Source organism: Bacillus sp. RCC_6_1 (assembly GCF_041360755.1).
GTDB lineage: Bacteria > Bacillota > Bacilli > Bacillales > Bacillaceae_G > Bacillus_A > Bacillus_A cereus.
This window is the reverse complement of record NZ_JBFUPV010000005.1, coordinates 114,057-135,480: the sequence shown is the minus strand read 5'-3', so window position 1 is coordinate 135,480 and position 21,424 is coordinate 114,057. Positions and strand designations below refer to the sequence as shown.

The following is a 21,424-nucleotide window of genomic DNA, read 5'->3' as shown; positions in this document are numbered from 1 at the left end:
ATCCGGGCTTTTTAATTTGGCAAACTAATATCATACTCCATTCGCTTCGCTGTGTCCTCCGCAACATGCACACCTAACAAGTTTTTCACAATATGAAATGCCATATTAATTCCAGCTGAAATTCCGGCAGATGTTATAATATGTCCTTCATCTACAAACTTTACATTTTCTATAACTTCAACATTTTGAAACTCATTTTTAAACTTTTCAATACTAGCCCAATGTGTTGTTGCTTTTAAACCTTCCAGTAAACCTGCTTTCGCCAGTAATAGCGCTCCTGTACAAACTGAAGTCATCAGCTTTACTTCTTTCATTTGTTGGCGAATCCATTTTATTACTATTTCATTTTTCATTTCATATTTTCTAGCACCTAGTCCACCCGGAATTATTAAAATATCCACTGGTGGTAAATTTTCAATACTATAATCTGGCTGTACCTTCAATCCATTCCTTGCTGTAATCATTTCCCCATTCTCGCTAACTGTATAAACAGTAAATGTTTTTTCTTCATTCACCTCAGTCACAGAAAAAACTTCAAATGGCCCTGCAAAGTCTAACACTTCTACTTCATTAAATAAAAATATACCAACACTCCATTTATTCATCATAAGTTCACTTCCTGTTTCAAATGATGTAAAAGGTGATTATATCCTTTTTCTAATGCAATATCATACGCTGTTTTCCCATCATTTTTCTTAATCATCTTATTAGCTCCATTTTTAAGGAGCAACATAATTATTTCTTCATTTCCTAATAATGCTGCTTCGTGGAGTCCTGTCCAGCCACCACTTTGCATAATATTTACATCTGATCCTTTTTCAATTAAGAAAGCGACAAGTTCACTTTGCTTGTTCGCAATTGCCGCTTGCAAAGGTGTATTTTCATTTTCGTTTTTCGCTCTACTATGTAAATCTGCACCGCTTTCTAAAAGAAAACTCGCTATTTCTTTCTGTCCAAAATAAGCTGCTAAATGAAGTGGTGTCCAGCCATCTTCACTACATTCGTTAACAATACTTGGACTCGCCTTTATAAACTTCACTACTTTTTCCTTATTACCACTTATAACAGCTTGTGCTATTGATTGTAAATGCTCCATAATAATCTCCCATCCTTCAAAATATTTAAGCATCTCCTTCTACATGTTCTATTAATTATTATATTTTCCTTTTAAAATCTTAAGTTTACATAATAATATTATATATATTACTTTTTTGTGCTTAATGGCTGAATAGCAATAATGTTAAAAATACTGCCTTTAAACAATGAAGACCATGATTTCATTAGAGTTACTGAAAAAGCAAGCAAAAAACTATACACATAGTTTTCATCATATTTGTTCAGTTTCATGAACTAAAACAGGTAATGTTTATTCTGCTATTTATGCTTTCAACATATCAAATAATATTATTCCAATAAAAAAACAATCCCTTTTTAAAATGGATTGTTTTTTTTATTTCTTTTTTATACTGTTTATTTTATTTTTGTATTTTCAATGATGAAATAATTACATTTACAAAAATGAAACGATACTATCTTAAACTCTCTTATAGTAAATTTTTCGTTTGAAAACAAAAAACACACTTCCACCTTACGATTGAAAAAACATATGTAAAAGTCTCTAAAACAGCTGCCTTATCATACTAATCTATAGCAATTCTGTCTTCTTCCCTTACCTGTTTCCTTTAACACATACGATTTTAAAACTAGCGCCGTTAATGAATCTGTTAATGTTTTATATGATAAATTTGATAATGCCAATAGATCGTTCGTATATAGCATTCTATGCTTCTCTAATAATAATAGTACTAATCGTTCAGACGGTTTTAATGCCTCATCACTTTCTAGTATAAAGTCTATATTTTTCATTTCTCTAATTATTACTCCTTATATAAAAAAATACTTTAGACGCTTATTTAATATAAAAATAATACATAACAAAATTATAAATATATTAAAATAGCACCATCTAAAAACACTATTATACTATAACATAGAAGTAGTGTTTCCCCAAATAGGAAATGCTTTTTTATATCGCTTATAAGATTCTTGCAAACCTACATAATATTTTGTACCATTACCCGCCAAGTTTTCTTCTAATTTCGCTGCTCATCCTGATGTATTTGTAATCAATGAAGTTCTTCTAAATTTATAAACAAATAAAAAACGGTTCGTCTATCATGCCCTAAACATGAATGACAACCGTTTTCCAGCTTCTTCTTAATTAACATGTTCTATCTTAAATATTTCTTGCAATATGCGGCTTACTGTAATGACTTGTTCCACCGCCACCAACTACTACTTTACCGCCTTTTTCGAAAATTAATAATTTACTTGAACCATCTGCAAGAAGCACTATTACTTCAGCATTATTACTTGTTGCTACATAAATTACATAACCACTCTTTGATATACAAGTTTCCCAATTCGAATCAAATTCTGATCTTACTACACGATTTGAATACACTTGATTTTCAATTCTATCTTGTTCTACGTTTTCCAAATTGATTCCTCCCACTTCACTAAAATAGCATTTATAGGAAAATAACAGCCCTATATAAAATAGTAGCCGACTTTAACATAAATAGTATATGTAATTAGTAGGAGAATGCTTGGACAACGAAAACGAAATAGACTTCATAAATTTCACAATTGAAACTTCTCTTTAATCATTTCAGCTACTTCTTTTGCACTCAAATACGTGTTATTAATTTTTATATACTCTTCTTTTTCAATTTCACCATGAAGAGAGTTTAATCTATGCTTTTTCATCGTTTCTTTCAAATTATTTTCAGACCACTCAATATCTCTTTTTTTCGGTTTATGTTCTAATCTATTCGGGCTTTTATTTCGTTCTAATCTTTCATCTAATTCCGCTTCCAGCTCTACAAAATACACTGTCCCACCTTTTGATTCAAAAATACTTTCTACATGATGTATATAATCCCAATCCGCTTGGAGGTCAAATGCCCATATATACGTAAAAATCATTCCAGATAAATCACTTTTAGATACTTCTTCAAATATTTCATTACGAAATAAACTTACTAGTCTTTTTGCTTCTTTCGTACTGTAATCAAAAATTGGACTTACTAAATCAATTGTCATGTGGTTATGAAAAAGTTTTAAACCGGTTAATGTTGCTAATTCTTGCCCCACTGTCATTTTTCCAACTGCTTGTGGGCCAAATATCAATATAAGTTTCATTTATTTCCCTCCAATCTTTCTCTATAAACCATTACATAAAATAAAAAATAAGGCAGCCGATTTTAAATCGATCGCCTTATTTTTTATTCATAGTTTTAGTTCTATTCTTTTCGCACAGCTTCAAAAGTAATCATTTGATTTGCATTTGACGGTTCTTTTTCATAATCATATTCAGCAGAGCAAGTAATATTAGAGAAACCTATACTTTCTAAAAGAAGTTTAAACTCTTCTATTCCATACCAGCGCAGCGCAAAGCGTTGCAATTCTGTTTGTACTAACTGTCCTTTACTCCACTTTTCATATTTCAAATATGACACAGTAACTTGGTTCAGCCAATCTATTTCAATTGATTTATTTTCTAATGTGATTCCGTCTCCACTCGGCAAAGAGAAAGTCGATGTATGAATTTCCCCAGTCTTCCAGTCATGCGGAAGCATAATATCTACGATTAATCGTCCATCTGGATTAAGATGTTCATAAAAACATTTCAATGCATTTATAGAATCCACACGATTTTCAATTAAACAAAAAGATCCAGTAGGAATGATAATTGCGTCATATTTATGCGGAAGTGAAAATTGTTGCAAGCTTCCTTCATATAAATTAGGATGTAAGCCTCTCTCTTTACAGCGCTTACGGCAAGAATCTAGCATTTCAGGTGAATAATCTATCCCATCCACTTTAAAACCAGCCTCTAGAAGCGGAATGATGACACGTCCTGAACCTACTGCGGCTTCGAGGATTCTTCCTCTACAATCTTTTAAACGTTTTTTGTAATACTCAATATCACCATTTAAAGAATAACCGACTGGTTTTGTGTAATCATACAGTTCTGTACAAAGTGTACTATAAAAGCTAAACATTTATTTTCTCCTCCGTTTTTACGTACGGAAGATTTCAATTCAACTAATCTTCCTGCACCTCTGATTTTAATGATATTTCGAAAGAGCTGACTGTCATAATATATCACTCACTTTCCATAGAATATAATGATATTGTATTACATAACCTTCCAATTCGAAATATAAAAATTAAAAATTCAGACTACAAATTAAAGAGCTTACTTTAGTAAGCTCTTTAGAAAAAATATTTATTTCACAATCGGCAATGTCACTTCACTTAATTTCACTGTAAGTTTCGTGCCAGCTTTCGGTCTAATTGTATAATCATAATCACTTGCAATTAAAACAACTCCGATTTGATGCCCCGCTTTAAATACATAATCATCTGGCTGCATGTCCCATGTAAATGTATAATCTTTGCCCGGTTGAATCGCTGTTGAATTTTCTATACTCTTTAAGTTTTGTGGATCCATCCAGCCTCTCGTTACGATTTCCGGCTTCGCTCCTCCATAGTCAACAAGTAATGCTGTTAAATTTGATACAGATCGATCAATATTTCCTGTAATTGAAATCTTTGGTGTACCACTTATACGCGTATCTTTTTGCAGTACAGGCATTGTATATACTAATCGATTTGCTACTTCTAATTCTGGGTTTGCTACTAATTGGTTTGATTTCATTTGTGCATCATCTAAGAATGAGAAAACTTTATTAGCCGATCCCATACTTAATGGCAAATTGACTAATTTATTACTTAAATACATACGGATTTTTGAAGGTACAGCTGATGGATCTGGCCAATTTTTTATCTTTTGCCACGTTTTATTTTCTCTTTGCACATCAACCATTGGTTCATCCATAATTCCATTTTCAATTCCGTATAACCAATAATCTAACCATTTATTTTGTGTTTGCTGCCAGTTATTACTTGATGTCCCACCATGACCACCTTGATGTAGCCACATTTTACGCGGAACATTATTTTCTCCAAGTGCTTCCCACCATTGCGCGAACTGTTTTGTTTTAACATTCCAATCGTTTAAACCATGAACAACAAATACACTCGCTTTTACATTTTTAGCATCTTTTACATAGTTACGTTTATCCCAAAAATCATTATAATTACCTGTTTTTCTGTCTTGTCCAGCCGTTAACTCTTTTATAACTTGTCCGCAAACTTCAGGGTTTTCCCTTGTCAGTACTGCTTCTGCCATATTATCTGTATCTTCCCCTTGATATCCGCCTGGAGCAATGACTGCACCATTTGCACGATAATAATCATACCAACTACTAATTGCTGCGATTGGAATAATTGTTTTTAAACCTTCGACTCCAGTAGTCGCAACAGCATTTGGTAAAGTACCATTATAGGAAACTCCAGTCATACCTACATTTCCTGTAGACCAATTTGCCTGAACTTCCTCACCCTGTTCTGTAAATGCTTTCGCGCGACCGTTTACCCAATCAATAACAGATTTTGTCCCGAGTATCTCTTGTTCATCTCCAGTTGTAGGGCATCCATCTGATTTTCCAGTACCGATACTTTCGCCTAGAATAACTGCATAACCTCTTGGCACGTAATAGTTCCCATACGAACCAAGATTAACCGCTCCATACGGTTTTCCTTCATACACATACAATTCTTCATCTACATTATATACAGGAACATCTTTTAATCCAGATCGATATGGACTCATTTCATAAATAACAGGAACTTTCACATTCGGATCTGTCTTTGGACGCATAACTTTTATCGATACTCTGTCTTTCTTACCGTCTCGATCACTATCAACTTCTGTCTCTACATATAAATTTTCGATAATAGCTTCATCGAGAGAATAAATCGGTTTTGTCATCCCATTTTCTAATTCAATTTTCGTACTTTTAGTCTCTTCCTTCTTCTCTGCATGCACATCCATAGTAAAGCTAGGTATAATTGTTGCAGATAGCATTGCTGACAGTGTAATTGCCATTTTCTTTTTACTCAAAATGTTCCCTCCCCTTATTCGTTCTCTTTTACTATATAACGAAATAACTGAAAATTCAGTTTTATTTTATATAAAAGTTGAGAAACTCAAAGATTTCTTATTAAGTAAAATTTAATGCAGGTATGAAAGTATTTTCCCACTTCCTCCTTCTTTATAAAGTGAAACTTTAATCAGCCCTCACCAATTGGGCGTTTACGATCAGCAGGGCCACTTCTTTGCTTTCGCTGAATTTTGAGGTGGGGTCTTACTGCCCGGCAAATAGCGGGATAAATAGAGAAAAAGACAACCGATATTTCTATCGCTTGCCTTACATTCCATTTATTATTTTTCTAACTCTTTAAAGGTATCTTTCAAGTCTTTATCAGATACCTTTATATCTGCATTTTTAAGCAGTTCTCTAGTAACTTGTTGATGGAATTGAGGATCTTGTATACGTTGCTGTTCTAATTCTTTACGAATATTCTCTTTCTCTTCCTCATACGGTTTAAGCTCTTTTTTATCCGTTAGCTTAATAATATGATATCCGAAAGAAGATTTAACAGGTTCACTCAATTGACCAACTTCTAACTTATACGCAGCATCCTCAAATTCTTTCACCATCATACCAGGTCCAAATTCAGATAGTTCCCCACCTTTTTCTTTAGAACCTGGATCCTCTGAATATTGTTTAGCCAATGCCGCGAAATCTTCGCCACTATTTAATTTTTCTTTAATTTCTTTTGCTGTCTTTTCATCTTTTACTAAAATATGGCTAACTTGAAGCTTTGGCTTATAATGATCTTTAATATCTTTTTCCGTTACGGTTGCTTTAATAGCTTTTTCAAAAGCAAAAGTAAGCTTTAATTTCTCTTTCAACTGATCTTCATTTTTCACACCATTAGATTCCATATATGTATTAAAATTATCGCCCATCTTGTCTTTTAATTCTTTTAGTTGTTTCGTTACCTCTTCATCCGTAACTTTATATTTATCATTTAATACTTTTTCTACTACCATTTCAGATAAATTCTGTTTACCGTAGTTTTCTTTTAATTTTTTGTTAAAATCACTTTCTGAAATGCTTCCTGATTTTGTCGTTACAATATTATCTGATGAACCACATGCAGATAAAGATAACGTCATACCCATTAAAATGCTACCAATTACTAATTTCTTTCTTTTCAAATCTGAATACCTCACTTCATTAAATTCAAATATAACTATGTAAATATAACGTTTTCCTGTGAACTTCACGTGAATTTAATGAAAGTAGAACATTTGCTAATTCTCCATTTAATACATCAATTTTGAAAATTATGGTGATTCATCCTGTATCGCTAATCTCTAAAGCTGCAAAAAGGACTAATATTTTCATTAGTCCTTTTTCACATTTATATAAAATTGAATTTCTCCATCTATAGAGGAAACTCCATATTCAAAACCATGCCTTTCTAAAATACTTTTCACTATCGCTAAACCTAATCCTGTACCTGATTTTTCTTTACTACGAGAAGATTCTAGTACATAAAAAGGTTCCCAAATTTTCTCTATATCCTTAATTTTATCCGTAGGAATGCCATTTTTTATTTGGAAATATATACTTTTATTTCTATCTTCTAATGTAATTATTATGTTTTGATTTGCTGTATATTTTATCGCATTAGAAATTAAATTTTGAAACACCATTCTCATTTTATTTAAATCTGCATAAACGATTGTATCGCCCGCATTACAATTTACTTGCAAGTTAATTTCTTTCGAATCCAGTTCAATCTGATGCTTATCTAATATACTCTGGACCAGTGGTTCAATGGGGAATTCTTCTTTTTGTAAAATATCTCTTTCTAGTTTAGAAAATCGTAATAATTCTTCAATTAAGTTTGATATTTGATCTGTTTGTTTAATAATTGTATCTACATAAGTCCCATCATCTAATCCATCTTTAATCCCCATAGAGTATGCTTTTACTAATGCGATCGGTGTCTTTAATTCATGCGTTACATCACCCATAAATCGTTTTAAATGTTCATTACGATCAGTTAAGTCTTGATGTGCTTCATGTAGTTTTTCACTCATGATATTAATACTATTGGCCAACTCTCCTATTTCATCATTCGTTTTCACTTTCGTTCTTTTAAACTGCAAATGTGAAATATCCTGAGCCACATCACTTAACTCTTTCAGTGGTGTCGTTATTATTTTTGAAAGTATCCACACAAGTAAAATAATAAGAAGCAGCGAGAAACATACGATGTATAAGTAAAATGTATTTAACGTATTTATAATTTCATTTGAATTCGCAATGGAAGTTCCAATTAAAATTATCGTATCATCTTTCGCAATATATTTAGCAAAAAAACTCGCTTTTACCTTTCCTTGATCGTACAGTTTATTCGATTGCCCTTCCGTCTTCACTTTCATAACTTCGTCTTTCGTAATCCAAAGCTTATTTAACGTCACTTTCTTTTTCGTAAGTTGCATGCGTAACGCGTCGTTCATAGCATCTTCTGACTGATTAATTGGCGTATACGCAATTGTAACATTATTTTCACTTTCAATTGTATGAATAACATCTTCTAAATCATTGACTGGCGCATTTTGTATTTGAGTTGTAAATTCATTTAAGTTTTCACGTGTTTTATAAATATTATATTTCGGCAGGAGAAAGTTAATTAATAATAAAGAAATTGTAAATATAAGAATAACGGTTAAAGAAATGCTGAGAAATAGCTTTTTCCCAAGTTTATTCACTTTGTTCCTCCAAACTATACCCCAGCCCACGATGCGTCTTAATAATATTTTCTCCAATTTTTTTACGCAGCCTTCTTACATGTGTATCAACCGTTCTCTCTTCTCCAAAATAGTCAAATCCCCATACAATGTCTAACAATTTTTTACGAGTTAAAATAGTTCCTTTATGATTTAAAAAGCATTTTATTAATTCGAGCTCTGTTTTTGTAATTTCTAACTCTATATCATTTTTATATACTTTATTTTTGGCGAAATTTATCTTTACATCTTGTACTTGAATAATATCATCATGCTGAATAAGTTTTTTCGCTCGTGTAATTAGTACTCCTGGATGAAATGGTTTTTTTACGTACTCATCTGCCCCACTTTGAAGCGCTGCTAATTCATCTTCACTTTCACTTTTCGCCGTAAGCATTAATACTTTTACGCTTGAATTCTTTTTTATTTCCTGACAGACAGTAATACCACTATGTTTCGGCATCATCCAATCCAAAATAGCTAAATCAATTTTTTCATCATAAAATATTTGAAGTGCTTCCTCTCCGTCTTTCGCTAATAATACTTCAAAGCCTTCTTTTTCAAAATAAGCTTTTAAAATCCTTAACATATCTTGTTCGTCATCTGCAATTAAAACTTTCATATTTTTTCCTCCATTGCTTTTAAACAAAAACCAATTGTATCATACAACATCTTTGTTACATGAATGTGACAGAAAAATATTTAAAGCTTTTGAGGGGATAGTAATGGTGAGGTGTTGTACTATGATAAAAAAAATCGGGGTCATTTCTCTTCTTCTATTTCTATTATCAACAAATGCGTTCGCAAATACAAATCAACAAATTGAAGTATTTGATTGTCAAAAAGAAATGGTCATTCAAAAACAATCTTTAGATCCAATAGTCCAAAAAGAAGCAGTTCAATACGCTAAAGCAATTACTGGTCCATTTAAAAACTTAAATGTCGTTCCAAAAGATGGCTATATGATAAAAATCCCATTATCTAAGCCGGTTTCTATTACTAATCAATGGTTACACACTACAATAGACGAAGTACTTATACTGCTCCCACTAAATGAAAAGCCTTATATTATGCTTTATGATGATGAAAATAACCCGCATTTTTATTATGTAAAAGGTAAACCAGGATTATTATTGAAACAAATGAACGTTAAAACATAATTGACTGAAAAGGAGTCACCTTATAAGCTAAATTTTAAAAGCTAAGGTGCTCTTTTTTATAATAACAATTTAGTAAATGAAATTATAAAAGTTGTCTTTTAATATAAGGATCGCAACTTCATATATCAGCGATTTTTAAGATATATCGATTTACCAACAAAAAACCTGTTCGTAGCTATTATTTGGATAGCAATCTCTATAATAGTTTGTAGTGACTCGATCCCTTATATAATCCCCCTTTTACAAATCCATTCGCAGTATAAAACACATCCCCTTGCTTCGTGTCAGTATGTAAAACAATCACTTCAAAATATTTTTCCGCATGACATAATAGTTGGTTTAATAATAAGTTCCCTAACCCTATACGCCGATAATCCCTTGAAATATAAAATCTCCTTAACCGCCCAATCTTATTGTCTTTTGTGTACGGATCCTCATTTAAACCTCCAACTCCAATTAACATATCACCTTGGAAAACACCATATAAACATTCTCCAGTTTTATTGAATACATTTATTTTGTTTTTATATTCATTTATTAGCCTTATAAGGAAACTAAAACCTTCTTCTTCACTTTCTTGAACGAGATGACTGAATTCATATTCCATTAAATTTTCTATTTGTTGAATATGTATATCTTTCAAGTCCATTCCCCCTAAGTATGAAAATACATAAAAATGCTCGAGAATCTTTTATTCTGAGCATTTTTATGCTTATTACTTTATTTAATTCATAGTATGCATATACTTCACTTCATATGTAAATCGATAATACAGTTGATTAATTTTATTATGAAAATATAAGAGCCTTGTTACAATCTAGTGTGTCGTAAGGCTCTTTAAAGTTTTTTAATTCTTATTGAACTAAAGCATCTGTTTGTTTAAGTGTATACATTCACCATTTATAAATTCTCTCAAATATACTATAAGTTTATATATTTCTCATTCTTCTCTAACAGGTTCAAAATAAATTGTAATTTGTTAATCGATATGTTTGTGTAACCACTGTTCAAATATCTTTAACTGTTCTTCAGTATGAAAGTAATGTTCACCCGTCTCCATAACTTCTAATTCACAACGATGTTTTTTTGTAAAATAGTTAATAGTTTCAAATTCGCACAGTTCATCCTTGGCTCCGTACATAATATATGTATCTATATTCCATATATTAATAGGATGTTCTTTTACATAGCATAAATAATCCCAATGTAACTTTTGACCAATAGGTGTCTCTATAGTCATTTCTTTTTGCAAAAGCTCTGGTGTTACATTAAACCATTTCATCATATTTTCGATAATTCGTTCCATATTAACTACTGGTGATAAAAATAATGCCTTTTCTACCACATCATTTTGATAAGCTAAAAGGCTAAAATACGCTCCCATACTACATGCAAACACGTTTATTTCTTTCCAATGTTCTTTTGCATAATTCATAATTATAGATAATTCACTAACACAAATCTGTACTTTGCAAGGCGTATTATCATCTTTTCTTTCTCCATGCTCAGGTAAATCAAAGCTTAATACTTGATAACCTTTTTGTTTGGCTTCTTCAGCTAATATTTGAATAATTGTATCTTCCTTATTTGACATATTTCCATGTACTGCAATAAAAATTTTATCACTCTTATCTCCCCATAAAACCGCAGGAATATTACTAATTTTAAAATTATTTTTAATCATATTCCCTCCATAAACTAAGACATATAGGACTTGGCAAAAAACGCACACACTTTATTTACCTCTGTACAGCAGGTAATATCCCCTTCAACTCCATTAAATCATCTATTACTACATCAGCCTGAGCAAGTTCATCTTCTTGCGCAAAATCAAAATTACACCCAATTGCAAGTAAACCGTTGTCTTTCGCTGCATTTATATCAGATAGCCGGTCACCAACTACCGCTGCCTCTTTTATATCATATTTGTTCATAATACTTTTAACTAAGTCACCTTTATTTAGCGATTGTATTTGTTCAATACTAAACGTTTCAATCACCCACTTGTCTAAAGCATAATAAGTTACGATTGCTCGTAAATATTCTTTCAAACCATTACTAGCAATGTAAATGGAACAATTATTTTCTTTTATATATGTAAATATTTCTTTTACATTTGGATATAAAGCGCCTTTTCCGCTTTTTATGTTTTCAATAAGTCTATCTAAAAAATATGCATCTGTTTGTTCTCTTATTTCAATAGAATGGTCCGGTAATAAAGCTTCCCAAACTTTCGGTAACGGCACACCCATAATTTCTCTATATTTATCAATTGGTGTTACTGTATCCCATAATTGTAATGATCTTAAGTGATCAAAAGTATCATCTAATGATAATTCTAAAATTTTATCTGTTTGAAATAACGTACCATCCATATCAAAAATTAATGCTTGTAACATTCCTATCTCTCCTTTTGGACTATGGTTTTACCAGATATATTTTTAAGCATCTCAATAATAATTTCTGAGCAATAATTCGCAGCAGTTTTCGCGAAGTCATCATAAGAAATTTGAGCTTCATCATTTGCGCTGTCAGAAATACATCTTATAATGAGAAACGGTATATCATTTATATAGGCAACATGTCCAATTGCTGCCCCTTCCATTTCTGTACAATGAGGTGCGTATTCGTCTATTAATTTCGCCTTTAACTTTGAATCTTCAACAAAACATTCACCGCTGACAATTCTTCCTTCATGAACTGCAATCTGTAAACTACTACTAATACAAGCTTTACGTGCTAACTCTACCAATTCCTTACTTGCAATAAATTCTTCTTGGAACGGAAATAAGTTTTTCATTTGAGTTTTACTTACATCATGATGAGTAACATTCGTTGAAATAACTATATCGCCGACTTTTACATCTGAATGTAATCCACCAGCAACGCCCGTATTAATGATAGAGTCTACATCAAATTTATGAATTAATGTTTGCGCGCATGCAGCTGCATTTACTTTCCCTACACCAGAACGTGTAATAATTACTTCTGTTCCCATGAATTCTCCAATATAAAAAGGCATTCCCGCTATTGTCTGTTCCTCTTGTATAACTAGTTTTTCTAAAAGTAAATCTATTTCAATTTGCATTGCTCCAATAATGCCGATTCTGTTTATGTATGTAGTCCCCTTTATTAATTAATCCCTTTAATCCGCTCAGACATAACCGATAATAAAAATTTCGGAAGTACAAGTTGTCGCTTTAATCTTTTCGGCTGTGAGAGTAACCTATACAGCCATTCAGTTCCAGTATCCCTCATTATTTTTGGTGCTCTTTTTACAGTACCAGATATTATATCAATCATGCCTCCGATACCAATAGATAGCGGAACGTTTAATGTTTGTATGTTTTCATAGATGAACTCTTCTTGTTTTGGTGAACCTAGTCCTACGAGTAGTAAATGCGGCTTGAACTGCTTAATTTTCATTTTTATTTCCTCTATTTCTTCACCATTTACAAATCCATGCTGTCCTTTAAATTGTGCTCCTGGGAACTGCTCATTTAATTTTTCTAATGCCTTTTTATTACTTTCTGGCGCAGCTCCAAAAAGAAAGACACGATATTCATTGTCGTTACAATATTTTATTAAATCGTGAGTTAAATCCGCCCCAGTAACACGTTCTTTCAAACTTCCTTTTAATATTTTCGAGCCAATTATGACACCAATCCCATCCGCTGTTATTAAATCCGCAGATAGTAACATCTTTTTAAATTCCTTTGATTTTTCCGTATTTTCCTTTGCAGACATAACAATTTCAGGATTTGCAGTTACTACAAACCTTGGTTTCTCTTGTTGTTCATGTAGCCAACCTTTTAATAAACTTATAGCTTTTGCATATTCTAAAGTTGAAAAAGGTATACCTTTTATAAACTGCTGATCCACTGTACTCTCCCCTTACATAAGCTGCAAATATTCATCAATGTCTTTAGAAATTTGAATAAAAGCTTTATTCCAAAATTCATAATTTCTTATATCTATTTCAAAATGTTTTTTCATAAGCTCCTCTACTGGAGCCTTTCCTGTTTCTCGTAAGAACTCTTTATATTTCGAATGAAAAGTACTTTTACCTTCTTGAGCTATTTCTAATAAGCTAAAACTTACTAAATATCCAAATGTGTATGGATAATTGTAAAAAGGAACATCTGCTATATAAAATTGAATATATTTCATCCATACAAACGGCTGGTATTCACTTAAAGCTTTTCCATAAGCTTCTTTTTGTGCAATTATAGATAATTTCTCAATTTCATCAGCACTTAAAGGACCCTCTTTACATTTTTCATAAAATGTTTTTTCAAACTGATACGATGCTCGTATTGCCATTACATAATTAAAACTATTTCTTATTTTCCAGCTAAGTAATGACTTTTTCGTATCTTTACTATCCGTTGTTTCAATTAGATAATTTAAGAGTACCGTTTCAAAGAAAATAGATGCTGATTCAGCCGTACTCATTGGCAAATAATCATCTAAAAAAGACGTAGATTGTTCAAAACTCATATTATAAAAGTGCCAAGCATGTCCTAATTCATGAGCGAGCACTCTTACACTATCTATACTCCCATCATAACGAATGGAAATTCTCGATTCTTTCTCACTGAAAAATGGAGCACAAAACCCACCTGGTGGTTTATTCTCTCTCGGTTCAGCATCTACCCAACCACTTTCTATCGCATTACGTGCAAATTCTGCTAATTCTTCATCAATATTCTTACATGCATCATAAACGTTTTGTATTGCTACTGAAAAAGGAATCATGATCTCATTACTTTCCTTTACCGTCATAAGTTCATGCCATGTAATTGAAGCTTTTCCTTTCTTATACACGTTTAAAGCACTTACTAATTTATCAAGGTTTTCTTCTGTCGCATTCCACATTTGGAATAATACAGTTTCTGAAATGCCATTCGCATGAAAAGATTGTGTTAAAATCTCTCTATCTTCTATTTCATTACTCTTTGCATTACGCAATCTCCCTATTTGATTTAATACAGTAGCAAAGATTTCTTTTTCCTTATGTAAAGTACTTGTAAGTAACTCGAATACTTCTAATCTTTCCTTTTCATTATCACTATTCATTGCAATAGTATTTGCTTGTCCAAAGGATAATTGTTTATTATTGTGCTCTATTTCTATCCTATCCCGTAATTGTATGTACATATTTTCCCAAGCATTAAGCTCATCTTTTATTAACTTAGTATTATCTGAAGTTTCCACTTCATTATGTTTTATTACTTGCTGTAATTCATTTTTTAGTTCCTTCACTTTCACGGTCAATTTAGTAAGGTCAGATGGTACACTTTCTTCAACTGATCTACAGTACAAATAGTATTCTGTTTTCTCAATAGCTTGTATTAGCTTTGAAAGAACCTCTACATCTTTTGTTACAAAATATTTCTCTTTCAACTCCAAAATTGGAAATAGAATATCCTCATTCAAATACAAGCGATTTAAATCCCATCTAGCAATTTCTTGCATTTTTATAGTCGCCTCCTATTTTTACAAATAGTTACAGATATTTCTCCCCACACAATTATATATGAAATGGCAAAATTTTGATATCTTCAAATATTTAAATTCCTACAAATACATTCTTATTTATACTCTTTTCTTCTACCATTAAGTATCATTCCACATATAAAAAATACTCCCTCTACAAGAGAGCAATTCATATAGGAAAACTTCAAAGATTTTATCTTCACCAATACCATATCGACCGGTAATCACAGATTAAAGAAAAAAGGATTGATCAAATGATCAATCCTTTACTCTACTTCATTTAAGAAAAATAACGTTATAACGCCAGGTCCTGTATGTGCTCCGATTGCTGCACCAATTGTATTTACGATAAATACTTCACAACCGAATCTTTCCGTAATTAATGATTTTAATGCTTCCGCTGTTTCTAAGTCATCACCATGAGTGATACCGATTGTTTGACCTTTAAGGTCTTTACCACGCTCTTCCATAATATCAACAATTCGGCTTAATACTTTCTTTTTCCCTCTTACCTTTTCAAGTGGTACAAGTTTTCCTTCTTCCACGTTTAAGATAGGCTTAATGTTTAGTAAACCACCGATAAAACCAGCTACTTTACTTAAACGTCCACCTCTAACAAGGTACTGTAAGTCAGCTACAGTGAAGATGTGCTCCATATGGTTCATTAGAAAAGCGACACGGTTTAAAATATCTTCTTTTGATGCGCCGTCTTTTGCCATTTTAGCAGCTTCTAAAACGACAAGACCTTGACCAAGCGAAGCACATTTTGTATCAATAATTTCTAAATCTAAATCTGCATATGTTTCTTTTACTTCCTCTTTAATGACAACTGATGATTGATATGTACCAGACAGTTCAGATGAAAAAGCTAAATATATACAAGGATTACCTTCTTTTGCATAAGAAACAAATTTTTCTTGGAAAGTTTCAAGTGAAGGCAATGATGTTCTATAAACAGCGCCTTCTCTCATTTTTTGTAATAATGTAACTGACTCTAATGTTACTCCATCTAAATACTCTGTTTCTGCTTCATCATATACACGGAGTGGAATTAAATCAATATCATATGCTTGCAGCAATTCTACTGGTAAATCCGCCGCACTATCCGTAATGATTTTAACACTCATTTTTAAACCTCTATTCTGTTATAAATATAAAATAATAAAATAAAAATAGTACTTTTAAATTATATACGTAAAACTTAAATGAAGAAAGGAAAACACTTTATATTGTATGCACTATTCTTCAAAACTTGAACTATTAATGAAAATGATTCTATTTTAAACACCTTTTTCTTATTATTTTTCTATAACACGAGTAATTTTATAAGTATTTTGTATCCGTATATTTTACTTCTTTAACTTAATATTAACTTTTCAAATTCATACTGTTTAAAATTGAAAAGCCAAATCCAATAAAGGAAATGGCTTTTCAATTTTCATAAAATAACCAAACTTTATTTTCCATCACATTGTTTGTTTACATTCATACTTTGGTGATGTTGAATATTAGTCCAGTTATGATAAATATTTATAGCCTGTACTATAATTAAAACAGTGAATATTTACCTGTAAGATGCACTATATCTAAATAAGGTTAAACATTTTATAAAATATTTAATTTTACTAGTAAAGCTAATAAAATTTGGAGAAGAATTTGAACATTTACTGCTATGTCTGTATCTGTAGTCGTAACTGTAACATTTCTAGAATTTCTAATAACAGTTTCTTGTTTATTAATTTGTTTAATAGATGATTTTTGAAACAATTCTTGTGCTACACGGTCAGCTTTTTCACTATCTGCTATAGAAATACTTATTATAACCACGATAGCTGCTTGTAATGCAGCTTGAATAGATAACGCAGCTTTTGTATCTGTAGTAGTAACTTCTACATCTGCTGAATCAACTATTGTAATAGATTCTTCAGAAATTTGGTAAGTTTTACTTTCTTGTGCTGCAGCTTCTGAAACGGTAGCATTTTTAAAAGATGGATGAGGATTTGAGGAGTCTAATGCACTCCACCTTTTATTTTCATCTGAATGACATGTTTTTTTCATACATTCACCCCCTTTCAATCTAAATAATTATTAACTTGTGATTGTATTTCAGAAACAATACTTTTAATTTGCTGCTTTTTTTCTGGCGATAAATTTTTTAGTTTTTCTTCATTTATCCCATGCCTATTAAAAATATCTGAGAGTAAAAGGTCTATAATTATATTCTTTTGATCCTTATCAAACTTAAAGGAAGAAAATTTATTTAAATCATCCATTTACAATATTCACTCCTATCAGTTTTCTATAAAAATTTAGATTAACTACCAGCATTATATGTATTTAAATAAAAAATGCTTGGACAAGTAACTTAATCTTTTATTTTCACGGCTTTTTACTAATAAAATCAAAAAGCTGTCTTCTAATACGAAGACAGCTTTCCTTTACTTCACATATATAAGTTTTATTCACTGTTAAATAATAGGTTCACCTTTGTTATTGTGTAGTTTTCCACACTTAATTTCCCATCAATCTTGAATATTAATTCAGTCATAATGAGAAAGTCCAAGCTTGTACCACATATTACAACAAAAAATATTTACTTAGAGTGAACCCTTATAGCTAAATATAAATAGGATAGACACTTTATAAAATGTTTAGTTTAACTAGTAACGCTAATAAAATTTGAAGAAGAATTTGAATATTCACTGCAATATCTGTATCAGTAGTTGTTACGGTTACGTTTCTGGAATTTTTAATAAATGTTTTTTGTCTATTAATTTGTTTAATAGATGATTTTTGAAACAATTCTTGTGTTATTTTATCTGCCTTTTCACTATCTGCTATAGAAATACTTACTACAACCACAATAGCTGCTTGTAACGCGGCTTGGATAGATAGTGCAGCTTTTGTATCTGTAGTAGTAACTTGTACATCTGCTGAATCTACTATTTCAATATATTCCTCAGAAACTTGATCGATTTCATCTGTTTGTATAGCTTCTTCTAAAAAATTTGCATTTTTACTAAATGAATAAGAATTTACTGATTCGGAATCCTGTTTTTTTGGTTCAGAACCCCGATTTAATGGATCACGTTTTTTCTTTCTTCTACAAACTTCACAATCACACATAAAATCACCCCTTTTAGTCTAAAAAATTAGCAATATAAAAATATTGGCTAACTACTAGCATTTTATGTATTTTTAAAAAAATTGTTTGGACAAGTAACTGAATTTATATTTTATTTCTAATTCTTTTTTGTAATAACAAAAAGCTGCCTTCTAATAAGAAGACAACCCTCTTTTATTTCACATTTATATAAAAGACCCATACTTAAATACATTTAACTTCATATGATATATTGCATCCTTTCTTTTTAGAATGAGTAGTCGTTACTGAAGGGCACTTTTCGAAGTGCTCTTATCTTTAATCCCCCTCTTTTTCAGGAAGAATTTTTTTTACTAAATCCTAATATGATTTGTATCACTAGGGCTGGCGATTACCACATTTCCTTAATAGCTTCAATGAATACAGTAGCTACTAATTAAAATAACCCTATGATTTTCTCTACACTTAAACAATCGTGCGTTACCGAACACATAAACTAATTTTTATTTTGACTATGTAACACTAAATTTACAAGATTATTATCCTATGTTTGGTGAAGCCATCATTTCAATGCCAGCAATCCCACACTTTTAACTAATAACTTAAACAAATGTGCTATCTCAAGGTTCTTTTGATATAGTATCTTATGTTCTATATAATGAAGAGAGCGCTAGTATTCCGAAGGAGGATGTATATGAGTATTCAATTGGCCACATCTAACGATTTAGAATGGATTAATAACCAATATGACTCAATAGGATTTGTACGGAGTGATTTAAAGAGAGATAAAGTTGCAATTATTACATATAACAACGAGTATGCAGGCGTTGGCCGATTAGTCCAAATAGATGAAGATACTTTAGAAATGGGCGGAATTTTTATTCTGCCTCAATTTAGAGGGCTACAATTAGCTGGTGAGCTTGTTTTATTTTTAGTAGAAACTGCAAAAAAATCACAAATACAAAATGTATATTGTCTTCCTTTTGAGGAATTAGAAAACTTTTATAAGAAATATGGATATACTGAAGTCAATACTACGAAAGAAGCAGTCCATCCAATTATTCTAAAAAAATATAATTGGTGTTTGGAGAATTACGATAAACACGTTCTACTCTTCAAATTGTAAATGTAATAAAAAAATATATTCTCAATCGTTTTTCTATCAGTACTCCTAATCGGAGCTAAGGATTAATCAAAGATATTTTATCTCTCCTTTTATAAATGGCTGATTAAAACTCAATGTTCTGTCAATACTATAGGTAACATGATTGTATTTCTCCATTCCCCCTTGGAGAAGAGCAGTTAGCTTTTGCTAACTGCTCTTTTATTTTTTCAAAAAGTCACATAAATATCTTTAATTCCAAACATTCAAAAGATAAAATGTGATAAAATTGTTATGAAGATATTTACCAACTAATACATGCGCCCTAGACTTACGTACTAGGGCGCATGTATTTTTTAGTATGTAACTCCTTCACTCATCTATTATCTACAAAATAAGTATCATATGCCTTATCAAATTCATATCCTAACTTTTCTGCTAGTTTAGCAGATGTAGTATTCGCTGCGTCCCAGTTTGGATACTTTCCATTTTCTAAGCAATCCAATATAATAGCTGCACTAACTACAGTTGCCAAGCCCTCTCTTCTATGATTGTGATCAGTCGCAACTTCAATTTCAATCCCATCATTATAAATACTATAGGAGGATGCACCGCATACAACTTCTCCATTATATAAAATGCTATAACCTATACCACGGTTTATATAATCTTCTATCGAATGAAATTGACTTGTAAAATCTTCAGATATCTTATGTAATTTGGGGCTATTTGCGATATGCTCATCTATTCTTCTTAACTCATATTCTTTTGGAAGTGCTGATATAAAAGATTGTAATTTTGAACGATTAAAAACTTCTGGATTTCGTTTGAATTTATAACGTAAAAACTTATCTATTTTTCTTTCATGGAATGTTTCTAAGCGTTGTTTCCACTCTTCACTATTTACGATAACTAAAATTCTTTCTGGAATATTACGTAATAACTCTTCTGTTTCTTTCGTATTTGGGTCTCCAGCGTAAAATGTAAAAATTCCTACCGTAACTTGTGCTACTGTTGGATTTTCAAGATCATTTACATTCCCGCCTTCTTTAGAATCAACCACTCTTAACATTTTCATGAGCGCTCCATAATTCGTATTCATATACACACCCACCTGTTCATCATAAAAGCAATTGACTATTAAATTGAAACTTCGAATATTTATAAAATATCAGTAAACATAAAATGATTATAACATCTACTAACTATGAAATGATCAACCTATAAAATAAGTCAACAATAAATATATTTCTTACTCGTTAACAAATGGCTTAAAGGATCAACATAATTAATTATGTAACAACCCTCAACAATAGTTTGAGGGTGCATTTAAATACATGTATTATAACTCATTTTTATAAATAAAAGATTCCGTCTCACCGTTCTTATATACTTTAGTCAATTTAACAACTGACTTGTACGTATTATCGTCATCCTCTATCATTTTTTCATCTCTTCTATTTCGGCATTACCAGTTCCGCCCTCTATTTTTAAACAGTTCGAAATGGCAAGGTATCCGCTTGATGCCAATATAAAAATAAAAATCGTATCAGGAAAATTAATAAATAATAATCCGTAGTTTAAAGGGTCTCCAGCTGGATGTGATAAAAGTAATCGAAAACCTACCAGTTCAGGTACTTGAACAAAATCTCTAGAAACTCTCGGTTCACAACCCACTTACACTCCATCCCTTCTCTATATAGAATTGCTACTACATACATATAGGAAGAAAATAAGAAAAGCTTGGACAATATAACTTTAACGTAACATTATCGTTA

Annotated in this window: 23 protein-coding genes and 1 pseudogene; 2 read left to right on the top strand and 22 right to left on the bottom strand. The window is 31.3% G+C overall.

The features are described 5' to 3' along the window. Nucleotides 1–11: 11 nt before the first annotated feature. The 10 genes from AB6801_RS17215 to AB6801_RS17170 form a co-directional block, all read right to left on the bottom strand. Nucleotides 12–608 (bottom strand): DJ-1/PfpI family protein, encoded by a 597-nt coding sequence (locus AB6801_RS17215; RefSeq protein ID WP_000981435.1) that lies wholly within the window; start codon nt 606–608, stop codon nt 12–14. Continuing rightward, on the bottom strand, nt 605–1,096 hold the full coding sequence (locus AB6801_RS17210) for an ankyrin repeat domain-containing protein (protein ID WP_000400684.1): 492 nt from the start codon (nt 1,094–1,096) through the stop codon (nt 605–607). The genes AB6801_RS17215 and AB6801_RS17210 overlap by 4 nt, the downstream gene beginning before the upstream one ends. Before the next feature lie 539 nt (nt 1,097–1,635). Further along, on the bottom strand, nt 1,636–1,866 hold the full coding sequence (locus AB6801_RS17205) for a hypothetical protein (protein ID WP_000789031.1): 231 nt from the start codon (nt 1,864–1,866) through the stop codon (nt 1,636–1,638). Nucleotides 1,867–2,236: 370 nt separating this feature from the next. Further along, nucleotides 2,237–2,500 (bottom strand): hypothetical protein, encoded by a 264-nt coding sequence (locus AB6801_RS17200; protein ID WP_000432429.1) that lies wholly within the window; start codon nt 2,498–2,500, stop codon nt 2,237–2,239. A gap of 143 nt (nt 2,501–2,643) precedes the next feature. Next, nucleotides 2,644–3,204, bottom strand: coding sequence for an AAA family ATPase (locus tag AB6801_RS17195; protein WP_000767062.1), 561 nt, complete (start codon nt 3,202–3,204; stop codon nt 2,644–2,646). Nucleotides 3,205–3,305: 101 nt separating this feature from the next. Continuing rightward, nucleotides 3,306–4,067, bottom strand: coding sequence for a class I SAM-dependent methyltransferase (locus AB6801_RS17190; protein ID WP_000490927.1), 762 nt, complete (start codon nt 4,065–4,067; stop codon nt 3,306–3,308). A 227-nt stretch (nt 4,068–4,294) separates the two neighbouring features. After that, entirely contained in the window at nt 4,295–6,034 is a 1,740-nt protein-coding gene (locus tag AB6801_RS17185) for a Xaa-Pro dipeptidyl-peptidase (RefSeq protein WP_097813699.1), read from the bottom strand. 321 nt (nt 6,035–6,355) lie between these two features. Then, complete coding sequence (locus AB6801_RS17180) at nt 6,356–7,198, bottom strand: peptidylprolyl isomerase PrsA (RefSeq protein WP_002103226.1); 843 nt, start codon at nt 7,196–7,198, stop codon at nt 6,356–6,358. A gap of 189 nt (nt 7,199–7,387) precedes the next feature. Next, the gene (locus AB6801_RS17175; protein ID WP_001037258.1) at nt 7,388–8,764 is read right to left on the bottom strand and encodes a sensor histidine kinase; all 1,377 of its coding nucleotides are present in this window, start codon (nt 8,762–8,764) and stop codon (nt 7,388–7,390) included. After that, nucleotides 8,757–9,404 (bottom strand): response regulator transcription factor, encoded by a 648-nt coding sequence (locus AB6801_RS17170; protein ID WP_000865979.1) that lies wholly within the window; start codon nt 9,402–9,404, stop codon nt 8,757–8,759. Before AB6801_RS17170 ends, AB6801_RS17175 begins: the two co-directional genes overlap by 8 nt. Before the next feature lie 121 nt (nt 9,405–9,525). On the opposite strand from AB6801_RS17170, the gene AB6801_RS17165 reads away from it, so the two are divergent. Beyond that, a complete protein-coding gene (locus tag AB6801_RS17165) occupies nt 9,526–9,942 on the top strand; it encodes a hypothetical protein (protein WP_000591761.1) in 417 nt (138 codons plus the stop codon). A gap of 196 nt (nt 9,943–10,138) precedes the next feature. On the opposite strand, the gene AB6801_RS17160 is transcribed toward AB6801_RS17165, so the two are convergent. The 10 genes from AB6801_RS17160 to AB6801_RS17115 form a co-directional block, all read right to left on the bottom strand. Next, on the bottom strand, nt 10,139–10,591 hold the full coding sequence (locus AB6801_RS17160) for a GNAT family N-acetyltransferase (RefSeq protein WP_002196599.1): 453 nt from the start codon (nt 10,589–10,591) through the stop codon (nt 10,139–10,141). Between the two features lie 330 nt (nt 10,592–10,921). Beyond that, complete coding sequence (locus tag AB6801_RS17155) at nt 10,922–11,626, bottom strand: alpha/beta hydrolase (protein WP_000594616.1); 705 nt, start codon at nt 11,624–11,626, stop codon at nt 10,922–10,924. A gap of 55 nt (nt 11,627–11,681) precedes the next feature. Next, nucleotides 11,682–12,341: an HAD family hydrolase gene (locus AB6801_RS17150; RefSeq protein ID WP_000938413.1), complete on the bottom strand. Its 660-nt coding sequence runs from the start codon at nt 12,339–12,341 to the stop codon at nt 11,682–11,684. A 2-nt stretch (nt 12,342–12,343) separates the two neighbouring features. Further along, nucleotides 12,344–13,057: a 5'-methylthioadenosine/adenosylhomocysteine nucleosidase gene (locus tag AB6801_RS17145; protein WP_001079723.1), complete on the bottom strand. Its 714-nt coding sequence runs from the start codon at nt 13,055–13,057 to the stop codon at nt 12,344–12,346. Nucleotides 13,058–13,074: 17 nt separating this feature from the next. After that, complete coding sequence (locus AB6801_RS17140; protein WP_000372653.1) at nt 13,075–13,824, bottom strand: WecB/TagA/CpsF family glycosyltransferase; 750 nt, start codon at nt 13,822–13,824, stop codon at nt 13,075–13,077. 12 nt (nt 13,825–13,836) lie between these two features. Continuing rightward, nucleotides 13,837–15,420, bottom strand: a complete 1,584-nt coding sequence (locus AB6801_RS17135; RefSeq protein ID WP_001155357.1) for a M3 family metallopeptidase — start codon at nt 15,418–15,420, stop codon at nt 13,837–13,839. 287 nt (nt 15,421–15,707) lie between these two features. Beyond that, nucleotides 15,708–16,568 carry a DegV family protein gene (locus AB6801_RS17130; protein ID WP_000111645.1) on the bottom strand — a complete coding sequence of 287 codons (861 nt, stop codon included), beginning with the start codon at nt 16,566–16,568 and terminating at the stop codon, nt 15,708–15,710. A 478-nt stretch (nt 16,569–17,046) separates the two neighbouring features. Then, on the bottom strand, nt 17,047–17,499 hold the full coding sequence (locus AB6801_RS17125; RefSeq protein WP_000750486.1) for a spore coat protein: 453 nt from the start codon (nt 17,497–17,499) through the stop codon (nt 17,047–17,049). Nucleotides 17,500–17,513: 14 nt separating this feature from the next. Next, the gene (locus AB6801_RS17120; protein WP_000342253.1) at nt 17,514–17,714 is read right to left on the bottom strand and encodes a spore coat protein W; all 201 of its coding nucleotides are present in this window, start codon (nt 17,712–17,714) and stop codon (nt 17,514–17,516) included. 367 nt (nt 17,715–18,081) lie between these two features. Then, nucleotides 18,082–18,567, bottom strand: a complete 486-nt coding sequence (locus tag AB6801_RS17115) for a spore coat protein (protein ID WP_000332786.1) — start codon at nt 18,565–18,567, stop codon at nt 18,082–18,084. Between the two features lie 671 nt (nt 18,568–19,238). On the opposite strand from AB6801_RS17115, the gene AB6801_RS17110 reads away from it, so the two are divergent. Further along, nucleotides 19,239–19,670: a GNAT family N-acetyltransferase gene (locus tag AB6801_RS17110; protein ID WP_000027150.1), complete on the top strand. Its 432-nt coding sequence runs from the start codon at nt 19,239–19,241 to the stop codon at nt 19,668–19,670. 352 nt (nt 19,671–20,022) lie between these two features. On the opposite strand, the gene AB6801_RS17105 is transcribed toward AB6801_RS17110, so the two are convergent. Together AB6801_RS17105 and AB6801_RS17100 are read right to left on the bottom strand one after the other, a co-directional pair. Beyond that, nucleotides 20,023–20,724 carry a GNAT family N-acetyltransferase gene (locus AB6801_RS17105; RefSeq protein ID WP_255262011.1) on the bottom strand — a complete coding sequence of 234 codons (702 nt, stop codon included), beginning with the start codon at nt 20,722–20,724 and terminating at the stop codon, nt 20,023–20,025. A 264-nt stretch (nt 20,725–20,988) separates the two neighbouring features. Then, nucleotides 20,989–21,314, bottom strand: a pseudogene (locus tag AB6801_RS17100) (BC_2878 family exosporium-associated protein); the annotation flags it as partial. Between the last annotated feature and the right edge of the window lie 110 nt (nt 21,315–21,424).

Excerpts from the sequence above, each read along its gene's own strand:
- AB6801_RS17150 (WP_000938413.1), bottom strand. The coding sequence starts at position 12,341 with ATGTTACAAGCATTAATTTTTGATATGGATGGTACGTTATTTCAAACA.
- AB6801_RS17120 (WP_000342253.1), bottom strand. The coding sequence starts at position 17,714 with ATGGATGATTTAAATAAATTTTCTTCCTTTAAGTTTGATAAGGATCAA.
- AB6801_RS17215 (WP_000981435.1), bottom strand. The coding sequence starts at position 608 with ATGATGAATAAATGGAGTGTTGGTATATTTTTATTTAATGAAGTAGAA.
- AB6801_RS17130 (WP_000111645.1), bottom strand. The coding sequence starts at position 16,568 with ATGAGTGTTAAAATCATTACGGATAGTGCGGCGGATTTACCAGTAGAA.
- AB6801_RS17110 (WP_000027150.1), top strand. The coding sequence starts at position 19,239 with ATGAGTATTCAATTGGCCACATCTAACGATTTAGAATGGATTAATAAC.
- AB6801_RS17210 (WP_000400684.1), bottom strand. The coding sequence starts at position 1,096 with ATGGAGCATTTACAATCAATAGCACAAGCTGTTATAAGTGGTAATAAG.
- AB6801_RS17125 (WP_000750486.1), bottom strand. The coding sequence starts at position 17,499 with ATGAAAAAAACATGTCATTCAGATGAAAATAAAAGGTGGAGTGCATTA.
- AB6801_RS17190 (WP_000490927.1), bottom strand. The coding sequence starts at position 4,067 with ATGTTTAGCTTTTATAGTACACTTTGTACAGAACTGTATGATTACACA.
- AB6801_RS17170 (WP_000865979.1), bottom strand. The coding sequence starts at position 9,404 with ATGAAAGTTTTAATTGCAGATGACGAACAAGATATGTTAAGGATTTTA.
- AB6801_RS17165 (WP_000591761.1), top strand. The coding sequence starts at position 9,526 with ATGATAAAAAAAATCGGGGTCATTTCTCTTCTTCTATTTCTATTATCA.
- AB6801_RS17115 (WP_000332786.1), bottom strand. The coding sequence starts at position 18,567 with ATGTGTGATTGTGAAGTTTGTAGAAGAAAGAAAAAACGTGATCCATTA.
- AB6801_RS17205 (WP_000789031.1), bottom strand. The coding sequence starts at position 1,866 with ATGAAAAATATAGACTTTATACTAGAAAGTGATGAGGCATTAAAACCG.
- AB6801_RS17160 (WP_002196599.1), bottom strand. The coding sequence starts at position 10,591 with ATGGACTTGAAAGATATACATATTCAACAAATAGAAAATTTAATGGAA.
- AB6801_RS17105 (WP_255262011.1), bottom strand. The coding sequence starts at position 20,724 with ATGAAAATGTTAAGAGTGGTTGATTCTAAAGAAGGCGGGAATGTAAAT.
- AB6801_RS17155 (WP_000594616.1), bottom strand. The coding sequence starts at position 11,626 with ATGATTAAAAATAATTTTAAAATTAGTAATATTCCTGCGGTTTTATGG.
- AB6801_RS17135 (WP_001155357.1), bottom strand. The coding sequence starts at position 15,420 with ATGCAAGAAATTGCTAGATGGGATTTAAATCGCTTGTATTTGAATGAG.
- AB6801_RS17195 (WP_000767062.1), bottom strand. The coding sequence starts at position 3,204 with ATGAAACTTATATTGATATTTGGCCCACAAGCAGTTGGAAAAATGACA.